This window comes from Streptomyces subrutilus (assembly GCF_001746425.1).
GTDB lineage: Bacteria > Actinomycetota > Actinomycetes > Streptomycetales > Streptomycetaceae > Streptomyces > Streptomyces subrutilus_A.
In genome coordinates this window covers 2,940,185-2,956,956 of the sequence record NZ_MEHK01000001.1, presented here as the reverse complement: position 1 = coordinate 2,956,956, position 16,772 = coordinate 2,940,185, and the positions used below count along the sequence as shown (strand labels likewise).

Below are 16,772 nucleotides of genomic sequence, written 5' to 3'. Positions count from 1 at the left end.
CCTCGTGGGCCTTCTGCTGGCCGGGGTCGCCGCGACCCCGGCCCACGCGGAGACGATTCGATCGCAGCAGTGGCATCTCGACGCCATGAAGGCCGACGACATCTGGAAGATCAGCACGGGCAAAGGGATCACCGTCGCGGTGATCGACAGCGGGATCGACCGCATCCCGGAGCTCGAAGGGCAGGTGCTTCCCGGCAAGGACTTCGAACCGGAGAGCACCAGGGGCGACGAACGCACAGATGTCAGCAGCCATGGCACCACCATGGCCGCAGTCATTGCAGGAACAGGAAAGCACCCGAGCGGAGACGGCGCCTTTGGACTTGCGCCCGGTGCCAAGATCCTTCCGATCCGAGTGCCGCATGACATGCAGTTGGCTACCCCGTCGTGGGTGGAGGCCATTCGTTACGCAGCGGACTCGGATGCCAAGGTCATCAACATCTCTCTGGCGATCGGTGGCACACCCAAGGATGACGAGGCGCGGCGGGATGCGGTGAAGTATGCCCTCTCCAAGGGGAAGTTGATCTTCGCTGGTGCCGGGAATGACGGCAACAGGACGGTCAAGTACCCGGCCGCGACCCCCGGAGTGGTGGGGGTTGGAGCTGTGGACGCCGATGGAGAGCCGACCAAGGAATCACAGCAGGGTCCGTTCATTGACATGACAGCTCCCGGCACCGACATCGTCACGGGCTGCGCTGGTAAGACGGGCCTTTGTACGAGCCACGGCACCAGTGACGCCACCGCCCTCGCCTCCGCCTCCGCCGCTCTCCTCTGGTCCGTACACCCTGACTGGACCAACAACCAGGTGCTCCGAGTCCTCCTGAACACCGCGGGCAAGCCCGTCGACGGGTCCCAGCGCAACGACTCCGTCGGCTACGGCGTCGTCCGTCCCCGTATCGCCGTGCCCACCCCCGGCGACCCGGGCCCGGCGGACGAGTTCCCGCTGCCCGACCTGGCGGCCGCCGAGGCCGCGGCCAAGTCACCCTCGGCGCCCGCGGACGGCAAGGCCCCCGACGCGGCGGCTTCGCCCGGGCCGGCGGCTCAGGCCGGGGACGAGAAGGACGGCGGTCTCCTTCCCTGGATCGGCATCGGGCTGGGAGCCTGCCTGCTGATCGGCGGGGCCGTCACGGCCGTCGCCGTACGCCGTAACCGCTGACATCCGACCGCTGATCGCTGACCGCTGACCGGACCTGACGAGGGAGTTCACGCGATGTCGTTCGACGAGGAATGGTCGGCGGCACGCGCCACGGCCGCCGCCAACGTTTCCATGCGGCTCAACCAGGTCCCGGTCGATCCGGGCGGCGGCGGAGCCGGCGGCCTCGACCTCAACCAGGACCACATCGGCGCCATCGGCTCCGAGGCGTACAAGCTCCACTCCCGGCTGCAGACGGACGGCAAGCACGCCGCGACCTCCACCGCCGAGGCGGCGGGTGCGCTCACGAAGGAGAACTTCGCGAGCGGGGCGGCGCTGCTCAAGGCGAACACCCTCTGGGAGAGCCAGGTGAAGACCCTCGTGGCCGCCTGCGCGAACATCTCCAACGGGCTTAACTACTCGCTCTCCTCCCACGCCAAGGACGAGGAGCAACTCCGCGCCGACTTCACCACGTCCGCGCTCGACTCATACCTCAAGTAGGCGCCCGGATGCTGACGTACGAGAACGTGATGAACGCCCCGCTGGACAAGCTCCAGACGGCCGTCGCCGACTGGAAGGCGATGGTCGCCAAACTCGACGAACTCGCCGAGGCCGCCCGCAACGGCATGAAGACGAAGGCCGACAAGGCCGAGTGGAGCGGGGTCACCGCCGGCGTGGGCCGGGAGTTCGTCGCGAAGACGGCCAAGGAGTTCGAGGATGCCGCGAAGGCGGCCAAGGGCATTCACTCGGTTCTTGCCGATGCGCACACCACCTTCAAAGCCGCGCAGGAGCAGTTGAAGAAGATCGCCGCGGAGGCGCCCGCCGCTGGATTCCAGGTTGACGCGATCGGCCGCGTCACGGCACTTCCGCTCGCCACCGAGGGTGAACGCAACGCGGCCCGCCACGACCCCGACTACCAGCAGGTGTTGCGGACGAACCGCGATGCCTGGCAGGCGCGGATCAATCGGGCGGTCGAGGACGCCGCGGATGCCGACGACTCGCTGGTCCGCGTACTCCAGGTGAACGTGAGCGACGAGCACAACTTCAGCGGCCCCACGTTCAGCTCCCTGGACGCGGAGCAGGTGTCCCGTGCTGCCGAACTGATGAAGAAGGTCACCGGAGAAGGCGGCACGGCACGCAACGTCGAGGCGCTGCGCGAACTGGAGGAGCTGCTCGACGACAACCGCGCGGATCCGGAGTTCGCCACGGACTTCTACCGGTCCGTCGGCCCGCAGGGCACTCTGGAGGCGTACGCCAAGATGTCCCTCGACGCGACCGGCCTCGGACCGGCGGCCATAGACCGGCAGTTGATGGTCGGCAACATCCAGAACGACATGGGCGCGATGCTGGGGCTCGCCACGCAGAAGAGCTCGCCGAACCACCTGGACGCGGCGTGGACGACCGACCTCATGAAGGCCGGCCGCAAGGAGATGCAGGTCACCGGTGACCTGAACAGCAGGATCTACGGCTACCAGGCGCTGGGCGCGCTGCTCCACGAGGGCAAGTACGACAAGGATTTCCTGACCTCGGTCGGCCGGGACATGGTCGCCTTCGACCGCGAGAACCCGAAGGCCTGGGAGCACGGATCCCCGTACGACCCGAAGACGGTGCTCAGCCAGGGCAAGGACGGCAGCCGGGGTTTCTACCCGCTCACGGGATTGATGGACGCCATGTCACACAACCCGGACGCGGCGACCGCCTTCTTCAACGAGCCGGTCCGCAAGGACAGCAACGGCGACGGCATCGTCACGGCGGCGGACAAGGCCGTGGACGGCCAGCACGGCAAGGCTCGCGGGATGGTCGACTACATGCTCGACAAGGAATCGTGGGCCGACGCCTTCGACCGGACCCCGGACCACCCCTACGGTGAAGCGGGCCCGGCGCAGGAGGCTCTCGGTGGTGCCTTGGAGGCGGCGGTGAGCGGCCGCGCGGCGGGCGACGAGGACGCGAAGCCGGTGCCGCACACCAAGGAGATGACGGCGGTAATGGAACGCGTCGTCGAGAAGATCGGCGACGACCCATCCTTGGTGGCGCAGAAGCCGGGCGAGGAGAAGGAGCCGCGGCTGGGCCCCCTCGCGGGGCACTTCGGCAACATGGCTGCGGAATACATTCCGGACCTACAAGCGTCTGCCGAGAACGGCGGGAACCAGATCAAGGCAAACGGGACGATGGCCAAGTTCGACGAGGCGACAGTCTCCCGCTTTCTCGGGGCGGTCGGCCAGGACCCCGGCGCCTACGGTGCGATCACCAACGCCAACCAGGCGTTCACAGCAGTCCTGGTCAACGATGTCGTTCAGCACCGTGGTGAGTACACACTGCTCGGTGGGGCGGTTGAGAACGCCGTACAGCCAGGTGGTCAGATCGCGGGCATGATGACGGAGGCCCGTGCCCAGGGCATGCACGCCGAGACGGCTCACAAGAACGAGGAGTACGTGAAGGGCGTCGAGGACGGGGCGAAGTGGATCAACCGGGGTATCACTGCCGCCGGTGGCAAGTACCTGGAATTGGTACCGGTGGCCGGTGACGTCGTGGAATGGGTCCAAGAGGACGTCACCGAGCACTTCGTCGACGAAGCCAAGGACGAGGGCAAGGAAAGGACCGCCGACACCGAGAAGGACGTGGCGGAGATGTACTCCAAGGCGGACCGTGGTGTCAGCGGCTCGGCCGAGTCAGCGGTCCGGAGTTCTGCCATCGGCTCGGGACTGTCCCAGAAGGACATCGACACACTCGCTGGTGCGGCCTCCAAAGAGTCCTCGGTCGCGCACACGGTCGGCCGAGGCCTGGTGGCCAGCTCGAAGGGGAGCTCCTGATGGCCGTGGAGGTTTCGCTGCGAGCTGCCGCCGCAGTGGTGGCGGCCTGTGCCTTGCTGGCAGGCTGCGCGGAGAAAAAGGGGAAGGCCACCGTTCCCGAGGCGCCGGCGAAGGTGTGCTGGGAGGCCTTCGACGGCAAAGCGGTACTTCCCCTGCTGGGCAGCGGAAAGCGCGTTACGGAGGACACCCGGGACCCATTCGCGCTACCCGCCGACCTGAAGTCTGTCACCTGTCGAGTCGGAGTGGACGGGGCAACGTTGTTGACCGCACAGGCGGCCCGCAAGCCACTCGGATCGGACGCGTTCTGGCAGTCCTTCGACTCCCTGCATCCGGACAAGCTCGACTTCGGGCGTAAGGGCCTGGTGTGGGACTTCGGTGCGACGCTCCTTTACACCTGCCGAACCCCGACGGATTCCTTCGAGCTGGAGCTGGAAATCAGCCACGTTCCCACGGACCTGGAGAGCAAGAAGGTGCGGGCCCTGAACACCCAGCTGATGAAGGACTACCAGGCCTTCACCCGCGACAAGCTGAACTGCGCCCCTGAATGACCGAGCAAACGAAGAGGGCCGCCCAGGATTCTCCTGAGCGGCCCTCCGTGGAAGCCGTGACCGGAATCGAACCGGCGTAACTCGCTTTGCAGGCGAGTCCCTCAACCACTCGGGCACACGGCTGTGGGGTGGTGATGGCTTGACCGTACGGGGGCCGGTCCCGTGCGGGAAGAGGTTGGCGGGGGGTGCAACGGGAATGCCATGCCCCGTTCACAGTTCCCGGTCCTAGGTCCAAGGGACGAGGCGCGGTCCGTCTGATGGACAGGGTTCACATCGGGGTATGCCCCTTACTCTGGGGCGATGAGTGCCCTTGAACCCCGTGTGCCCCAGATACCCGCGCCGGTCCCGGCCCCTACCCAGGGCGGGATCCTCGGGGCCGCGTACCGGGCGCTCAGCGTCGGGATCATCTCCGTCGTGTTCCTGATCGCCTTCGAGGCCACCGCCGTGGGGACGGCCATGCCCGTCGCCGCGCGGGAGCTGGACGGGGTCGGGCTCTACGCCTTCGCGTTCTCCGCCTACTTCACCACCAGCCTCTTCGGCATGGTCCTGTCCGGCCAGTGGGCCGACCGGCAGGGCCCGCTGCGGCCGTTGGCCGTCGGGATCGCCTCGTTCGCCGGCGGGCTCCTCGTGTCCGGGACCGCCGGGGCCATGGGGCTGTTCGTGCTCGGCCGGGCCGTGCAGGGGTTCGGGGGCGGGCTGGTGATCGTCGCCCTGTACGTCGTCGTCAGCCGCGCCTACGAGGACCGGCTGCGGCCCGCGATCATGGCGGCCTTCGCCGCGAGCTGGGTCGTGCCGTCCATCGTCGGCCCGCTGGCCTCCGGGACCGTCACCGAGCACCTCGGTTGGCGGTGGGTGTTCCTCGGGATCCCGGTGCTCGTCGTCGTTCCCCTCGCCGTCGCCCTGCCCGCCATCCGCAGGACCGCCTCCGGGCCGGTGGACCCCGACGCGCCGCCCGTGGCCTTCGACCGGCGGCGGATCCGGCTGGCCTTCGGCATCTCGCTCGGCGCCGGGCTGCTCCAGTACGCCGCCCAGGACCTGCGGTGGCTCTCGCTGGTCCCCGCGGTGGCGGGCGTGGCCCTGCTGGTGCCCGCCGTGTTGGGGCTGCTGCCGCGCGGGACCTACCTGGCGCGGCGCGGGCTGCCGTCCGTGGTGCTGCTGCGCGGGGTCGCGGCGGGGTCGTTCATCGCGGCCGAGAGCTTCGTGCCGCTGATGCTGGTGACCCAGCGGGGGCTGAGCCCGACGCTGGCCGGGTTCTCGCTGGCGCTGGGCGGGCTGACCTGGGCGGGCGGCTCGTGGGCCCAGTCGAAGGGATGGATGGCCCCGTACCGGGAACGGCTGATGGTGGGCGGGATGGTGCTGGTCGCCCTCGCCATCGCCGCGGCGCCCGCCGTGCTGATCGAGTCCGTGCCGGTGTGGACGCTGGCGCTGGCCTGGGCGGTGGGCTGCCTGGGCATGGGGCTGGTGATCGGCTCCACCAGCGTGCTGCTGCTGAAGCTGTCGGCGCCGGAGGAGGCCGGGGCCAACTCCGCCGCGCTGCAGATCTCCGACGCCCTGGCCAACGTGGTGCTGCTGGCCGCCGGCGGTGCGGCGTTCGCCGCGCTCGGCGGGGGAGCGGTGGGGGCCGGGCACGCGCTCGGGGAGGCGGCGACGGCCTCGCATCCCGCCGCCTTCGTGGTCGTCTTCCTGCCGATGGCCTGCGTGGCGCTGGTGGGGGCGTGGGTCGCGACCCGGCTGGAGCCCGTCGCGAAGTGACGCAGGCAGTCCGTGTGCGGCGGGGACGGCCGGCGCGCTGACTTCGCTGCATGAACGAGTTGATCATCCGGCTCTCCGACGCCGAGCGCGCGGAGCTCGCCGACCTTGCCGACGCCACCGGGCACAGGCCGGAGGAGGTCGGGCTGGGCGCCGTACGGGCGCACCTGCGGGCCGAACGGCAGCGGGTCGGGGAAGCCGCCGGGCGGCTCGCCGCGCGGCACGCCGCCCTGTTGAAGCGGCTCGGCGAATGAGCGGGACGAGACACGCGAGCGACGGGCCGGCCGGCCGCCACCCCGCCGAGGCCCACCACCCCGCCCCCGCCGGCGTCCGCCACCTCACGCTCGCCGAGGTCCTCGACCTCGCCCGGCACGCCTGCCTCGCCCAGGACCAGCCCGTCGAGCTGCGGGCCCCCGGGCTGCTGGAGTCGGCCGTGCACCGGCCGAGGGCGCGGATGTTCGGGACGCCCGCGTACGAGGATCCGTACGAGCAGGCCGCCGCGCTGCTCCACGGCATCGCCGCGAACCACCCGCTGGTCGACGGGAACAAGCGCACGGCCTGGCTCGCCGCCGCCACCTTCCTCGCCGTGAACGGCGTCGATCTGGGCGACGCCGACCAGGACCTCGCCTACGCGCTGGTCATCGACGTGGCCTCGGGGAGCGAGGGGGACACCCGGCGGATCGCCGCGCGGCTGCGCTCGCTCCACGAACCGCACGAACCGGTGTGACGCTCGCCGCACCCGCCGAGGTCATGGGCCTGTCCCTCCTCGACGGGTCGGCCCGCCCCGGTAGGGTGGCCCGGTTGTCCTACGTACGACTGCCGAGAGCGACGAACCGGAGACCGTGACTACTACCGCCTCCCACCACCTCTCACCCGCCTTCCCCGGCCGTGCCCCCTGGGGCACCGCCAACAAGCTGCGCGCCTGGCAGCAGGGGGCGCTGGACCGCTACATCCAGAACCAGCCGCGGGACTTCCTCGCGGTCGCCACGCCCGGCGCGGGCAAGACCACCTTCGCGCTGACCCTGGCCTCCTGGCTGCTGCACCACCACATCGTCCAGCAGGTCACCGTGGTGGCGCCGACCGAGCACCTGAAGAAGCAGTGGGCCGAGGCCGCGGCGAGGATAGGCATCCGGCTGGACCCGGAGTACTCGGCCGGGCCCCTGAGCAAGGACTACCACGGGGTCGCCGTCACCTACGCCGGTGTCGGCGTGCGTCCCATGCTGCACCGCAACCGCTGCGAGCAGCGCAAGACCCTGGTGATCCTGGACGAGATCCACCACGCGGGCGACTCGAAGTCCTGGGGCGAGGCCTGCCTGGAGGCGTTCGACCCGGCGACCCGGCGCCTGGCCCTCACCGGCACGCCCTTCCGGTCCGACACCAACCCCATCCCCTTCGTCTCCTACGAAGAGGGGAACGACGGGATCCGGCGGTCCTCCGCCGACTACACCTACGGCTACGGGAACGCGCTGGGCGACGGGGTCGTCCGGCCCGTCATCTTCCTCTCCTACAGCGGCAACATGCGCTGGCGGACCAAGGCCGGCGACGAGATCGCCGCGCGCCTCGGCGAGCCGATGACCAAGGACGCCATCTCGCAGGCCTGGCGCACCGCGCTCGACCCGCGCGGCGACTGGATGCCGAACGTGCTGCGCGCCGCCGACCAGCGGCTCACCGAGGTCAGGAAGGGCATCCCGGACGCGGGCGGCCTGGTCATCGCCTCCGACCAGGACTCGGCGCGCGCGTACGCGAAGCTGCTGCGCGAGATCACCGGCAGCAAGGCGACCGTCGTCCTGTCCGACGACACCGGCGCGTCGAAGCGGATCGACGAGTTCAGCGAGGACGGCAGCCGCTGGATGGTCGCGGTCCGGATGGTGTCCGAAGGGGTCGACGTGCCCCGGCTCGCGGTCGGGGTGTACGCGACGACCATCTCGACGCCGCTGTTCTTCGCGCAGGCCGTCGGGCGCTTCGTACGATCGCGCAGACGTGGCGAGACCGCGTCCGTGTTCCTTCCGACCATCCCCTACCTGCTCGGCTTCGCGAACGAGATGGAGGTCGAGCGCGACCACGTCCTCGACAAGCCGAAGAAGCAGGGCGAGGAAGACCCGTACGCCGAGTCCGAGAAGGAGATGGACGAGGCGAACCGGCAGGAGGACGAGGACACCGGCGAGGAAGAGCAGATGTCCTTCGAGGCGCTCGAGTCCGACGCCGTCTTCGACCGGGTGCTGTACGACGGCGCCGAGTTCGGCATGCAGGCGCACCCGGGCAGCGAGGAGGAGCAGGACTACCTCGGCATTCCCGGGCTGCTGGAGCCGGACCAGGTGCAGATGCTGCTGCAGAAGCGCCAGTCGCGGCAGATCGCGCACAGCCGCCGCAAGCCGGACGCGGAGGCGGACCTGCTGGAGCTGCCTGCCGAGCGGCGTCCCGTGGTCTCGCACAAGGAACTGCTGGAGCTGCGCAAGTCGCTGAACACGATGGTGGGCGCGTACGTCCACCAGAGCGGCAAGCCGCACGGCGTCATCCACACGGAGCTGCGCCGGGTGTGCGGCGGTCCGCCGAGCGCGGAGGCGACCGCGGGGCAGCTGCGCGAGCGGATCAAGAAGGTGCAGGAGTGGGCCACCCGGATGCGGTGAGGTGCCCGCGGGGAGCGTGAGGCGACGGGGAACGGGACGGGGTTCGTGCGGGGTCGCACGGGCCCCGTTCGTGTGGGCGGACAACAGTGGGGACGCCGTTGCCGGGTGCGTTCTCGACAAGATCAGCGTAAGGGCGGGGCAAAGAGCTCTTGGAGGGTTCGAGGTCACGAATCGAAACCGGAGTCGATCAGGAACCGGCATAAAGCGGTAGCAGGCGCCCGGATTCTGGACGAGGCCTTCCGCTGAGCGGACCCGCTCGCTACTGTCCCCGCATCGAACGCACCGTGGCAGCGCCGCCGCGGGAGCGCAGCCGGTGCCATGGCCGCTACCGGCGGCCTCTCCGTGCGTCGCCGCGGGACCGGCGACGTGCCACCCCGAGAGTCACCGCCGCTCACCGAAAGAGGGAGAGGCGTCGTGACCGCGGAAACCTCCCAGACTCTCGACAGAGGGCTCAGAGTCCTCAAACTGCTCGCCGACACCGACCACGGTCTGACCGTCACCGAGCTTTCCAACCGCCTCGGTGTGAACCGCACCGTGGTCTACCGGCTCCTGGCCACCCTGGAGCAGCACGCGCTGGTCCGCCGTGACCTCGGCGGCCGGGCCCGGGTCGGGCTCGGGGTGCTGCGGCTGGGGCGGCAGGTGCATCCGCTCGTACGCGAGGCGGCCCTGCCCGCGCTGCGGTCGCTGGCCGAGGACATAGGTGCCACCGCGCACCTGACCCTCGTCGACGGCACCGAGGCGCTGGCCGTCGCCGTCGTCGAGCCGACCTGGACGGACTACCACGTGGCCTACCGGGCCGGCTTCCGCCACCCGCTGGACCGCGGAGCCGCCGGGCGGGCCATCCTGGCCGCCCGTCAGGGGGCCCTGATCGAACCCGGGTACACGCTGACCCACGGGGAGCTGGAAGCGGGCGCCAGTGGCGCTGCCGCGCCGCTCGTGGGAATCACGGGGCTGGAGGGCAGCGTGGGTGTGGTGATGCTGGCGGACGCGGTGCCGGAGCGGGTGGGGCCGCGGGTCGTGGACGCGGCGCGCGAGGTGGCCGACGCCCTTCGCTAGGCCGCGGGCTCGGCGGGGTCGGGCCGGGCCGGGTCGTGGCCGGGTGCGGCGGGGCCACCGGGGCTCCGCCCCCGGGCCCCGCGCCTCAAGCGCCGGCGGGGCTGGGTGTGGCTGGGGTGGGCTTGTCCGTGCGGGTACAGGATCGGGGCTCCGCCCCCGGCCCCGCGCCTCAAGCGCCCGCGGGGCTGGGATGGGCCTGCGGCTCGAGCGTCGGCGGGGCTGGGATGGGTCCGGGGCTCGAGCGTCGGCCGGGGCTGGGATGGGCCTGCGGCTCGAGCGTCGGCGGGGGCTGGGATGGCCCCGCGCCTTAGGCGTCGGCGGGGCTGGGATGTGGTCCGGCGGGGGAGTGGGGGGCGGGCAGATAGATTGGCCGGGTGCTCTCTCGTCTGCTGCGCCTGCCGCGTCCCGTCGCCCTGGCCGTCTGTGGCGTGCCCGTCGTCGGGCTGTTCGCCGTTGCGCTCCTCGCGCCGTTGCCCTTCGTGGTCGCCCAGCCGGGGCTCACGGCCGACGTGCTGGGGGAGCGGGACGGGAAGCCCGTCATCACGGTCGCCGGTGCGCCGACCCGGCCGACGACCGGCCAGCTGCGGATGACCACCATCCAGGCCACCGGTCCCTCCACGACGGTGAACCTGCCCGAACTCCTCGACAACTGGTTCGACAGCTCCCGGGCCGTCATGCCCAAGGAGGTCGTCTACTCCTCGGGCGGAACCGACAAGGAGATCGAGCAGCACAATCTGGAGGAAATGGCCCGATCCCAGTCGGCCGCCGCCGAGGCCGCCCTCGGCTTCCTCCGCAAGGACCCCAAGGACGTCAAGGTCGACCTGAACCTCGCCGACGTCGGCGGTCCCAGCGCCGGGCTCCTCTTCTCCCTCGGCATCGTCGACAAGCTCGACGGCGACGGCAGCGGCGGCGACCTCACCGGCGGGCGCACCATCGCCGGGACGGGGACCATCGCCGCGAACGGCGAGGTCGGCGCGGTCGGCGGAGTCGCCCTGAAGACGCAGGCCGCGCGGCGCGACGGGGCGACGGTGTTCCTCGTACCGAAGGCCGAGTGCTCCGACGCCCAGTCCGAACTCCCCGACGGGCTCCGGCTGGTCCCCGTCACTTCCCTGACGGATGCGGTGAACGCCCTGCGGGCACTGAACCGGGGAGAGGACGCTCCGTCCTGCTGACGGCGGCCGGGGCGTTCAGCCCGCGCCACGCCGGGAAGACCAGCGGGGTCAGCGTCGCCAGCAGGTAGGCGCCGCCGAACAGCAGCAGCGCCCGCGTCACCCCGAACCCGTCGACCAGCAGACCGGCGGCCAGTCCGCCCATCGGCATGGCCAGCTCGCAGCCCGCCGTACTCACCCCCGAGACCCGGCTGCGCAGCTCCTCCGGCACCTTCTCGTACACCACCGTGGTCAGGATCGGGTTGAGCACGCCCGCGCCGAGTCCGGACAGGGCCATGGTCACCGCCAGCGGCAGCGGGGTGTCCGTGAAGGCGGCCGTCACGAAGCGCGGCGCCCCGCACAGCAGGAACGCGGCCGCGAACACCACCCGGCGGGGATACCGCTCGCCCCAGGCCCCGTAGAGCAGGGCGCCCAGCAGCGCGAAGCCGCCGAAGAGGGAGATCATCAGGCCCAGGGCGGTGGCGCCGCCGAGTACCTCGTCGCCGTGGACCGGCAGCAGGACGGAAGCCCAGCCCTGGTCCAGGCCGTTGGTCATCATCACCATGAGGGTGATGCCCATCAGCAGCCGGGACCGGGTCAGGAAGGCCCAGCCCTCGGCCAGTTCGGTCCGGTACGCCCCGAACGAGGCCTTCCCGGCGGCGCGTTGCGGCTCCGCGGCCGGGACCCCGCGCAGGAAGGCGGAGACCAGCAGAGCGGACACGGTGAAGGTGGCGGCGTCCAGCAGCAGTACGGTCTCGGCTCCGAAGGCCGCGATCAGTACGCCGGCCAGCGCCGCCCCGATCATCCGGGCCCCGCGCGAGACGGCGTCGTACAGGCTGGCCGCGCGGGCCAGGGTGGTGCCCGCGTGCTCGGCCAGGCTCGGCAGGAGCACGTACCGGGCGGTGAGGCCCGGGGTGTGCACGAGCCCGCCGACGGCCATCAGTGCGCACAGCAGCCAGAAATCGAGCAGGCCCGCGTGGTGCAGCAGCGGGATCGCGCCGACCGACACCGCGCAGATCAGGTCGGAGGCCGCGGAGACCCGTCGGCGGCCGACCCGGTCGATGACCGGGCCGCCGACGAGTGCGGCGACGACGACGGGCAGGGTCGCGCAGAAGGCGACGATCCCGGCCCGCCCGGCGCTGCCCGTGGTCTGGAGCACGAACCAGGGCACGCCGATGAGGGTGAGTGAACTTCCGGCTATGGAGATGGTGTTGGCGGCCAGGACCGCCATGAACGGCCGTCTGCTCATGCCGTGTGCGGGTGCTGGAGGCGGGCGTGGACGCGGGCCGGCCGCATCAGGCGGATCCCGGCGGCCAGTTCGGCGGTGCGGGCGGAGTGGAGCGGGGCAGGGGGGAAGGCGTGCATGGCAGGACTCCTTCTGCGAACGGGCGAAAGGGAGCTATTGCGCGGCGCGGCGCGGGATGACGTGCGTGTGGATGCGGACCGATTCCGTGGTGACCGGGGCCGAGTCCGCGTCCGAACCCGCGCCCGGGTCGGTGTCCGAGGGAGGCAGGTCGCGGTAGCTGTTGATCAGGTCGTGCAACTTCCCGATCAGCTCCTGGCTCTGCGCGGGGGTCAGGTTCAGCGTGAAGTCGCTGAGGTCCGAGGCTTCCCGCCATTCGGTGGGCCACGCGTGGGCCGTGGCGAGCCAGGTGTTCAGCTCCTGCGTGTGGATCCGCGCGATCTCGGCCAGGAAGACGTCGGCCGCGCCGCGAGTCGCCGCGTCGTCGGCGTGGATCAGCCCCTCGTCGAAGGCGGTGCCGTCGTGGGAGGCCTGCCACCAGCGCTCACGGCCCTTGCCGCGCTCGGGCGCGTCCTCGACGAAGCCGTGCGCGGCGAGTTGGCGCAGGTGGTAGCTGGTGGCGCCGCTGGACTCGCCGAGCCTCTGGGCCAGTTGGGAGGCCGTGGCGGGCCCGTCCAGGCGCAGGGCGGCCAGCAGGCGCATGCGCAGGGGGTGGGCCAGGCCGCGCAGGCTGCCGGCGTCGAGGGTGCGGACGTTGGGCTGGTCGCCGGGCTTCTCGGGCATGGCTCGACTGTAGGGTTGCAAAGACTTCTCTGCAAGGATTTCTTTGCAACGACCTCCAGCCCGTCCTCGCGCGAGGCGAACTCGTTCTCCACGCAGAGGGTCACCGCCGACGGGTCCTCCCGCGCCAGCTCCGCCACGTCCGAGATCGTCTTCAGTCCGTACCTGGCGTTGTTCTTCTTGCTGATCGCCAGGGTGTAGGTGTTGTCGAGCGTGGACGGGGCGCCAGCCGGTCCACGAACAGGGCGAGTAGCACGGTGAGTACGGAGCCCAGCACCTATCGGCTGTCGTCCTCGGCCGCTTGTTCGACCAGTGGGATGATCCGCAGGGGAACGGGATTCTCCATGACGATCGCCGTCGAAGCCCGAACGATCCCATCAAAACCGACAACACGGTCGATCACCCGCTGGAGATCGGCGTTGGACCGGGCCACGAGCCGGCACAGCATGTCCCCGTGCCCCGTGGTGGTGTGCAGCTCCAGCACCTCCGGAACGCCCGCCAAGTGCACCCGCACGTCCACGCCTTGGCCCTGTTTGATCTCCAGCGTGGCGAAGGCGGTGACCGGATAGCCGAGGGCCGCCGGGTCGACCTGCGGACCGAAGCCGCGGATGACTCCGTTCGACTGAAGCCGGTCGAGACGGGCCTGTACGGTCCCGCGCGCCACCCCGAGCCGCCGTGAGGCCTCCAGGACCCCGATCCGGGGCTCGCGGGCGAGCAGGACGATGAGGCGGCCGTCGAGTTCATCGATGCCCACGGGCCCTCCGGGGTGGTCATAGTGCACAGATGTTTCAGCCATCCTTGCCCTTTACTGGGCAGTCTGTACAGCCAAACAGGAAACTATTGCGCAGCTTGTGGATCGGCGGGACTCTGCGGTCATGACTGAGTCTTTGGCGAACCTGGAAACCACCCCGCACACCGCGCGTGAGGCAGACCCCTTCCCGGTGAAGGGCATGGACGCGGTCGTCTTCGCCGTGGGCAACGCCAAGCAGGCCGCGCACTACTACTCGACCGCCTTCGGCATGAAGCTCGTCGCCTACTCCGGACCGGAGAACGGCGTGCGCGAGACGGCCAGCTACGTCCTGACCAACGGCGCCGCGCGCTTCGTCCTCACCTCGGTCATCAAGGCGACGACCGACCGCGGCCGCTTCCTCGCCGAGCACGTCGCCGACCACGGCGACGGCGTGATCGACCTGGCCATCGAGGTCCCGGACGTGCGGGCGGCGTACGCGTACGCCGTCGAGCACGGCGCCCGCGGTCTGGACGAGCCGTACGAGGTCAAGGACGAGCACGGCACGGTCACGATGGCGGCGATCGCCACCTACGGCCAGACCCGCCACACGCTGGTGCAGCGCGGCGACTACACCGGCCCCTACCTGCCGGGCTTCGTCGCCGTCGACCCGATGGTCGAGCCGCCGGCCAAGCGCACCTTCCAGGCCATCGACCACTGCGTGGGCAACGTCGAACTCGGCCGCATGAACGAGTGGGTCGCCTTCTACAACAAGGTCATGGGCTTCACGAACATGAAGGAGTTCGTGGGCGACGACATCGCGACCGAGTACTCGGCGCTGATGTCCAAGGTGGTCGCGGACGGCACCCTGAAGGTGAAGTTCCCGATCAACGAGCCGGCGATCGCGAAGAAGAAGTCGCAGATCGACGAGTACCTGGAGTTCTACGGCGGCGCGGGCGTCCAGCACATCGCGCTGGCCACGAACGACATCGTCGCGACCGTGCGGTCGATGCGGGCGGCGGGCGTGCAGTTCCTGGACACGCCGGACTCGTACTACGACACGCTCGGCGAGTGGGCGGGCGAGACGCGGGTGCCGGTGGAGACCCTGCGCGAGCTGAAGATCCTCGTCGACCGCGACGAGGACGGCTACCTGCTGCAGATCTTCACCAAGCCGGTGCAGGACCGGCCGACGGTCTTCTTCGAGATGATCGAGCGGCACGGGTCGATGGGCTTCGGCAAGGGCAACTTCAAGGCGCTGTTCGAGGCGATCGAGCGCGAGCAGGCGAAGCGCGGCAACCTGTAGCCGGCGCCGGTGTCCCCCCGGACGGAGTCTGGGGGGTCTGGGGCGGAGCCCCAGGAGCGGAGCCCAGCCGGGCAGGGGTACCGGCCCTGCCGGGCCGCGGCCCCGGGAGGGGAGGGCCGCGGGTCGGTCAGAGGGACGACGCGGACGGGGACGGCTTCGGCTTCGGTTTCGGCTTCGCGGCAGGCTCCGCCGCCTTCGGGAGTTCCGGGGCCACCCACGGCCGCGTCGGCCGCATGTTCTCCGGCCCGCCCGCCGGCGGTTGGCCGATCGTCGCCAGGGCCTCCTTCGCCAACGGCGCCCGCAGCGGCGAGAAGTGCGGGTTCGTACGCATCGCCTCCTGCAGGTGGCGCCGCGTCGCCGCCTCGTCCCCCAGCGCGCGCTCGATCATCGCCCGGTGGTACGCGAAGTCCGCGCTCCGCAGCCCCAGATCGGTGGCCTTCTTCGCGTACTCCAGCGCCGACGAGTCCTCGCCGGCCTTGTGCAGCGCCCAGCCCAGCGCATCCGCGACCTGCACGCTCTTGTGCCGCGACCACTCCTCCGACAGCCGCCGCACCGCCGCCGCCGGATCACCGTGGTCCGCCTCGTACAGGCCCAGCACCACGTCGTCGTCCACCCCGTTCGCGCCGGCGTCCCGCACCGCCATCGCGCCCAGCATGTCGTACGGCAGGCGCGCCTCCTCCTCCCGGCCCAGCGCCTCCAGCAGCTCGCCCAGCTCCAGCGCCACCCGCGGCACCGGAGTGCGGCCCAGCGCCAGCCGGTAGTCCCGTACCGCCTCCCCGCCGCGCCCCAGCGCGGCCAGCGCCCGGGCCCGCCCGGCCACCGCCTCCGACTGCGCCGGATCCGTCCGCAGCGCACCTTCGTACAGCCGCAGGGCCTCTCCCGCCTCGCCCCGCTCCCAGGACAGCTCCCCGAGCCGGAACAGCGTGTACGCCTTCTCCGCCGGACCCTTGGCCGCGCCCGCCGCGTGCTCCATCGCGACGACCGCGTCCTCGCGCCAGCCGCGGTCCCGGTAGACCTGCGAGGCCCTGACGTACGCCGCGAAGCCCGGCCGCAGCTCCAGCAGCCGCTCCATCGCCGCCTGCGCCGCCTTGTACTCGCCCAGCCCCGTGTACGCGTCCACGAGCACCGGGTACGCGGTCCACCGCTTCGGCGACTGCGCCCGTACCAGCTCGCCCCACTTCTTCCCGGTCCCGAAGTCCCGCCGGGCATTGGCCAGCGTGCCCATGCCCGTCATCGCGTCGAAGTTGCCCTTCTCGGCCGGGCGGACCGCCAAGGACTTCTTGAGCGCCTTCTCCGCCTTCGGGAACCAGGCCGGGTCCGCGGAGCGCCGCGCCTGCTCCAGGTAGGCGCCGGCCAGGACGGCCCACGAGGCATCGTCGTCCGGGTGCTTCGCCAGCCACTTCTCGCGGTCCGCGACCAGCGCCGTCACGTCCACCGCCGCCGCCGGCGCGCCCATCCCGACCGCCGCCGCGGCCCGTTCGCTCGGCCCGGGCGGGCGGGCGTCGTCACCGGTGCGGGCCGGCCGGATCAGCAGGGCTCCCGCGATCAGGACCACCGCGACCGCGGCCGCGACGAGCGTCTTGCGGCCGGTGAAGGTCACGGGCGGCGCCGGGGTGTGCGCATCCTCGTCGATACGGTCGATACGGTCCATG

Annotated in this window: 15 protein-coding genes, 1 tRNA gene and 1 pseudogene; 11 read left to right on the top strand and 6 right to left on the bottom strand. The window is 71.0% G+C overall.

What is annotated here, in order from left to right; all coding sequences use genetic code 11:
* Positions 1–85 precede the first annotated feature (85 nt).
* Genes mycP through BGK67_RS38310 form a run of 4 tightly spaced genes read left to right on the top strand, consistent with a single transcriptional unit; the run spans position 86 to position 4,487 of the window.
* Positions 86–1,153, top strand: coding sequence for a type VII secretion-associated serine protease mycosin (gene mycP, locus BGK67_RS14370; protein WP_244291207.1), 1,068 nt, complete (start codon positions 86–88; stop codon positions 1,151–1,153).
* Positions 1,154–1,207: 54 nt separating this feature from the next.
* Positions 1,208–1,630, top strand: coding sequence for a hypothetical protein (locus tag BGK67_RS14365; protein ID WP_069920462.1), 423 nt, complete (start codon positions 1,208–1,210; stop codon positions 1,628–1,630).
* Positions 1,631–1,638: 8 nt separating this feature from the next.
* The gene (locus BGK67_RS14360; RefSeq protein WP_069920461.1) at positions 1,639–3,939 is read left to right on the top strand and encodes a hypothetical protein; all 2,301 of its coding nucleotides are present in this window, start codon (positions 1,639–1,641) and stop codon (positions 3,937–3,939) included.
* A complete protein-coding gene (locus BGK67_RS38310) occupies positions 3,939–4,487 on the top strand; it encodes a hypothetical protein (RefSeq protein WP_141754024.1) in 549 nt (182 codons plus the stop codon). The genes BGK67_RS14360 and BGK67_RS38310 overlap by 1 nt, the downstream gene beginning before the upstream one ends.
* Before the next feature lie 48 nt (positions 4,488–4,535).
* On the opposite strand, the gene BGK67_RS14350 is transcribed toward BGK67_RS38310, so the two are convergent.
* A tRNA-Cys gene (locus tag BGK67_RS14350) sits at positions 4,536–4,610 on the bottom strand.
* Positions 4,611–4,787: 177 nt separating this feature from the next.
* Here BGK67_RS14350 and BGK67_RS14345 point away from each other — a divergent pair.
* From BGK67_RS14345 to BGK67_RS14320, 6 genes are all read left to right on the top strand, one after another.
* Positions 4,788–6,239, top strand: coding sequence for an MFS transporter (locus BGK67_RS14345; RefSeq protein WP_069920459.1), 1,452 nt, complete (start codon positions 4,788–4,790; stop codon positions 6,237–6,239).
* 50 nt (positions 6,240–6,289) lie between these two features.
* Positions 6,290–6,490 carry a hypothetical protein gene (locus BGK67_RS14340; protein ID WP_069920458.1) on the top strand — a complete coding sequence of 67 codons (201 nt, stop codon included), beginning with the start codon at positions 6,290–6,292 and terminating at the stop codon, positions 6,488–6,490.
* Positions 6,487–6,963 (top strand): type II toxin-antitoxin system death-on-curing family toxin, encoded by a 477-nt coding sequence (locus BGK67_RS14335; RefSeq protein ID WP_079154178.1) that lies wholly within the window; start codon positions 6,487–6,489, stop codon positions 6,961–6,963. The genes BGK67_RS14340 and BGK67_RS14335 overlap by 4 nt, the downstream gene beginning before the upstream one ends.
* A gap of 115 nt (positions 6,964–7,078) precedes the next feature.
* Positions 7,079–8,863, top strand: a complete 1,785-nt coding sequence (locus tag BGK67_RS14330) for a DEAD/DEAH box helicase (protein ID WP_069920457.1) — start codon at positions 7,079–7,081, stop codon at positions 8,861–8,863.
* A gap of 414 nt (positions 8,864–9,277) precedes the next feature.
* Positions 9,278–9,919, top strand: coding sequence for an IclR family transcriptional regulator (locus tag BGK67_RS14325; protein ID WP_069920456.1), 642 nt, complete (start codon positions 9,278–9,280; stop codon positions 9,917–9,919).
* A 374-nt stretch (positions 9,920–10,293) separates the two neighbouring features.
* The gene (locus BGK67_RS14320; RefSeq protein WP_069920455.1) at positions 10,294–11,091 is read left to right on the top strand and encodes a YlbL family protein; all 798 of its coding nucleotides are present in this window, start codon (positions 10,294–10,296) and stop codon (positions 11,089–11,091) included.
* On the opposite strand, the gene BGK67_RS14315 is transcribed toward BGK67_RS14320, so the two are convergent.
* The 4 genes and pseudogenes from BGK67_RS14315 to BGK67_RS14300 all read right to left on the bottom strand — a co-directional run bounded on the left by BGK67_RS14315 (position 11,021) and on the right by BGK67_RS14300 (position 13,844).
* A complete protein-coding gene (locus BGK67_RS14315; protein ID WP_069920454.1) occupies positions 11,021–12,316 on the bottom strand; it encodes an MFS transporter in 1,296 nt (431 codons plus the stop codon). The two genes, BGK67_RS14320 and BGK67_RS14315, sit on opposite strands and share 71 nt — an antisense overlap.
* 150 nt (positions 12,317–12,466) lie before the next feature.
* Positions 12,467–13,093 (bottom strand): ArsR/SmtB family transcription factor, encoded by a 627-nt coding sequence (locus BGK67_RS14310; protein ID WP_069920453.1) that lies wholly within the window; start codon positions 13,091–13,093, stop codon positions 12,467–12,469.
* A gap of 38 nt (positions 13,094–13,131) precedes the next feature.
* Positions 13,132–13,311 (bottom strand): annotated as a pseudogene (locus BGK67_RS36240) (glycine betaine ABC transporter substrate-binding protein); the annotation flags it as partial.
* Between the two features lie 56 nt (positions 13,312–13,367).
* Complete coding sequence (locus BGK67_RS14300; RefSeq protein WP_069920451.1) at positions 13,368–13,844, bottom strand: Lrp/AsnC family transcriptional regulator; 477 nt, start codon at positions 13,842–13,844, stop codon at positions 13,368–13,370.
* A 121-nt stretch (positions 13,845–13,965) separates the two neighbouring features.
* On the opposite strand from BGK67_RS14300, the gene hppD reads away from it, so the two are divergent.
* Positions 13,966–15,120, top strand: coding sequence for a 4-hydroxyphenylpyruvate dioxygenase (hppD, locus tag BGK67_RS14295; RefSeq protein ID WP_069920450.1), 1,155 nt, complete (start codon positions 13,966–13,968; stop codon positions 15,118–15,120).
* 127 nt (positions 15,121–15,247) lie between these two features.
* On the opposite strand, the gene BGK67_RS14290 is transcribed toward hppD, so the two are convergent.
* The gene (locus BGK67_RS14290) at positions 15,248–16,771 is read right to left on the bottom strand and encodes a tetratricopeptide repeat protein (protein WP_208948696.1); all 1,524 of its coding nucleotides are present in this window, start codon (positions 16,769–16,771) and stop codon (positions 15,248–15,250) included.
* Position 16,772: the final 1 nt, after the last annotated feature.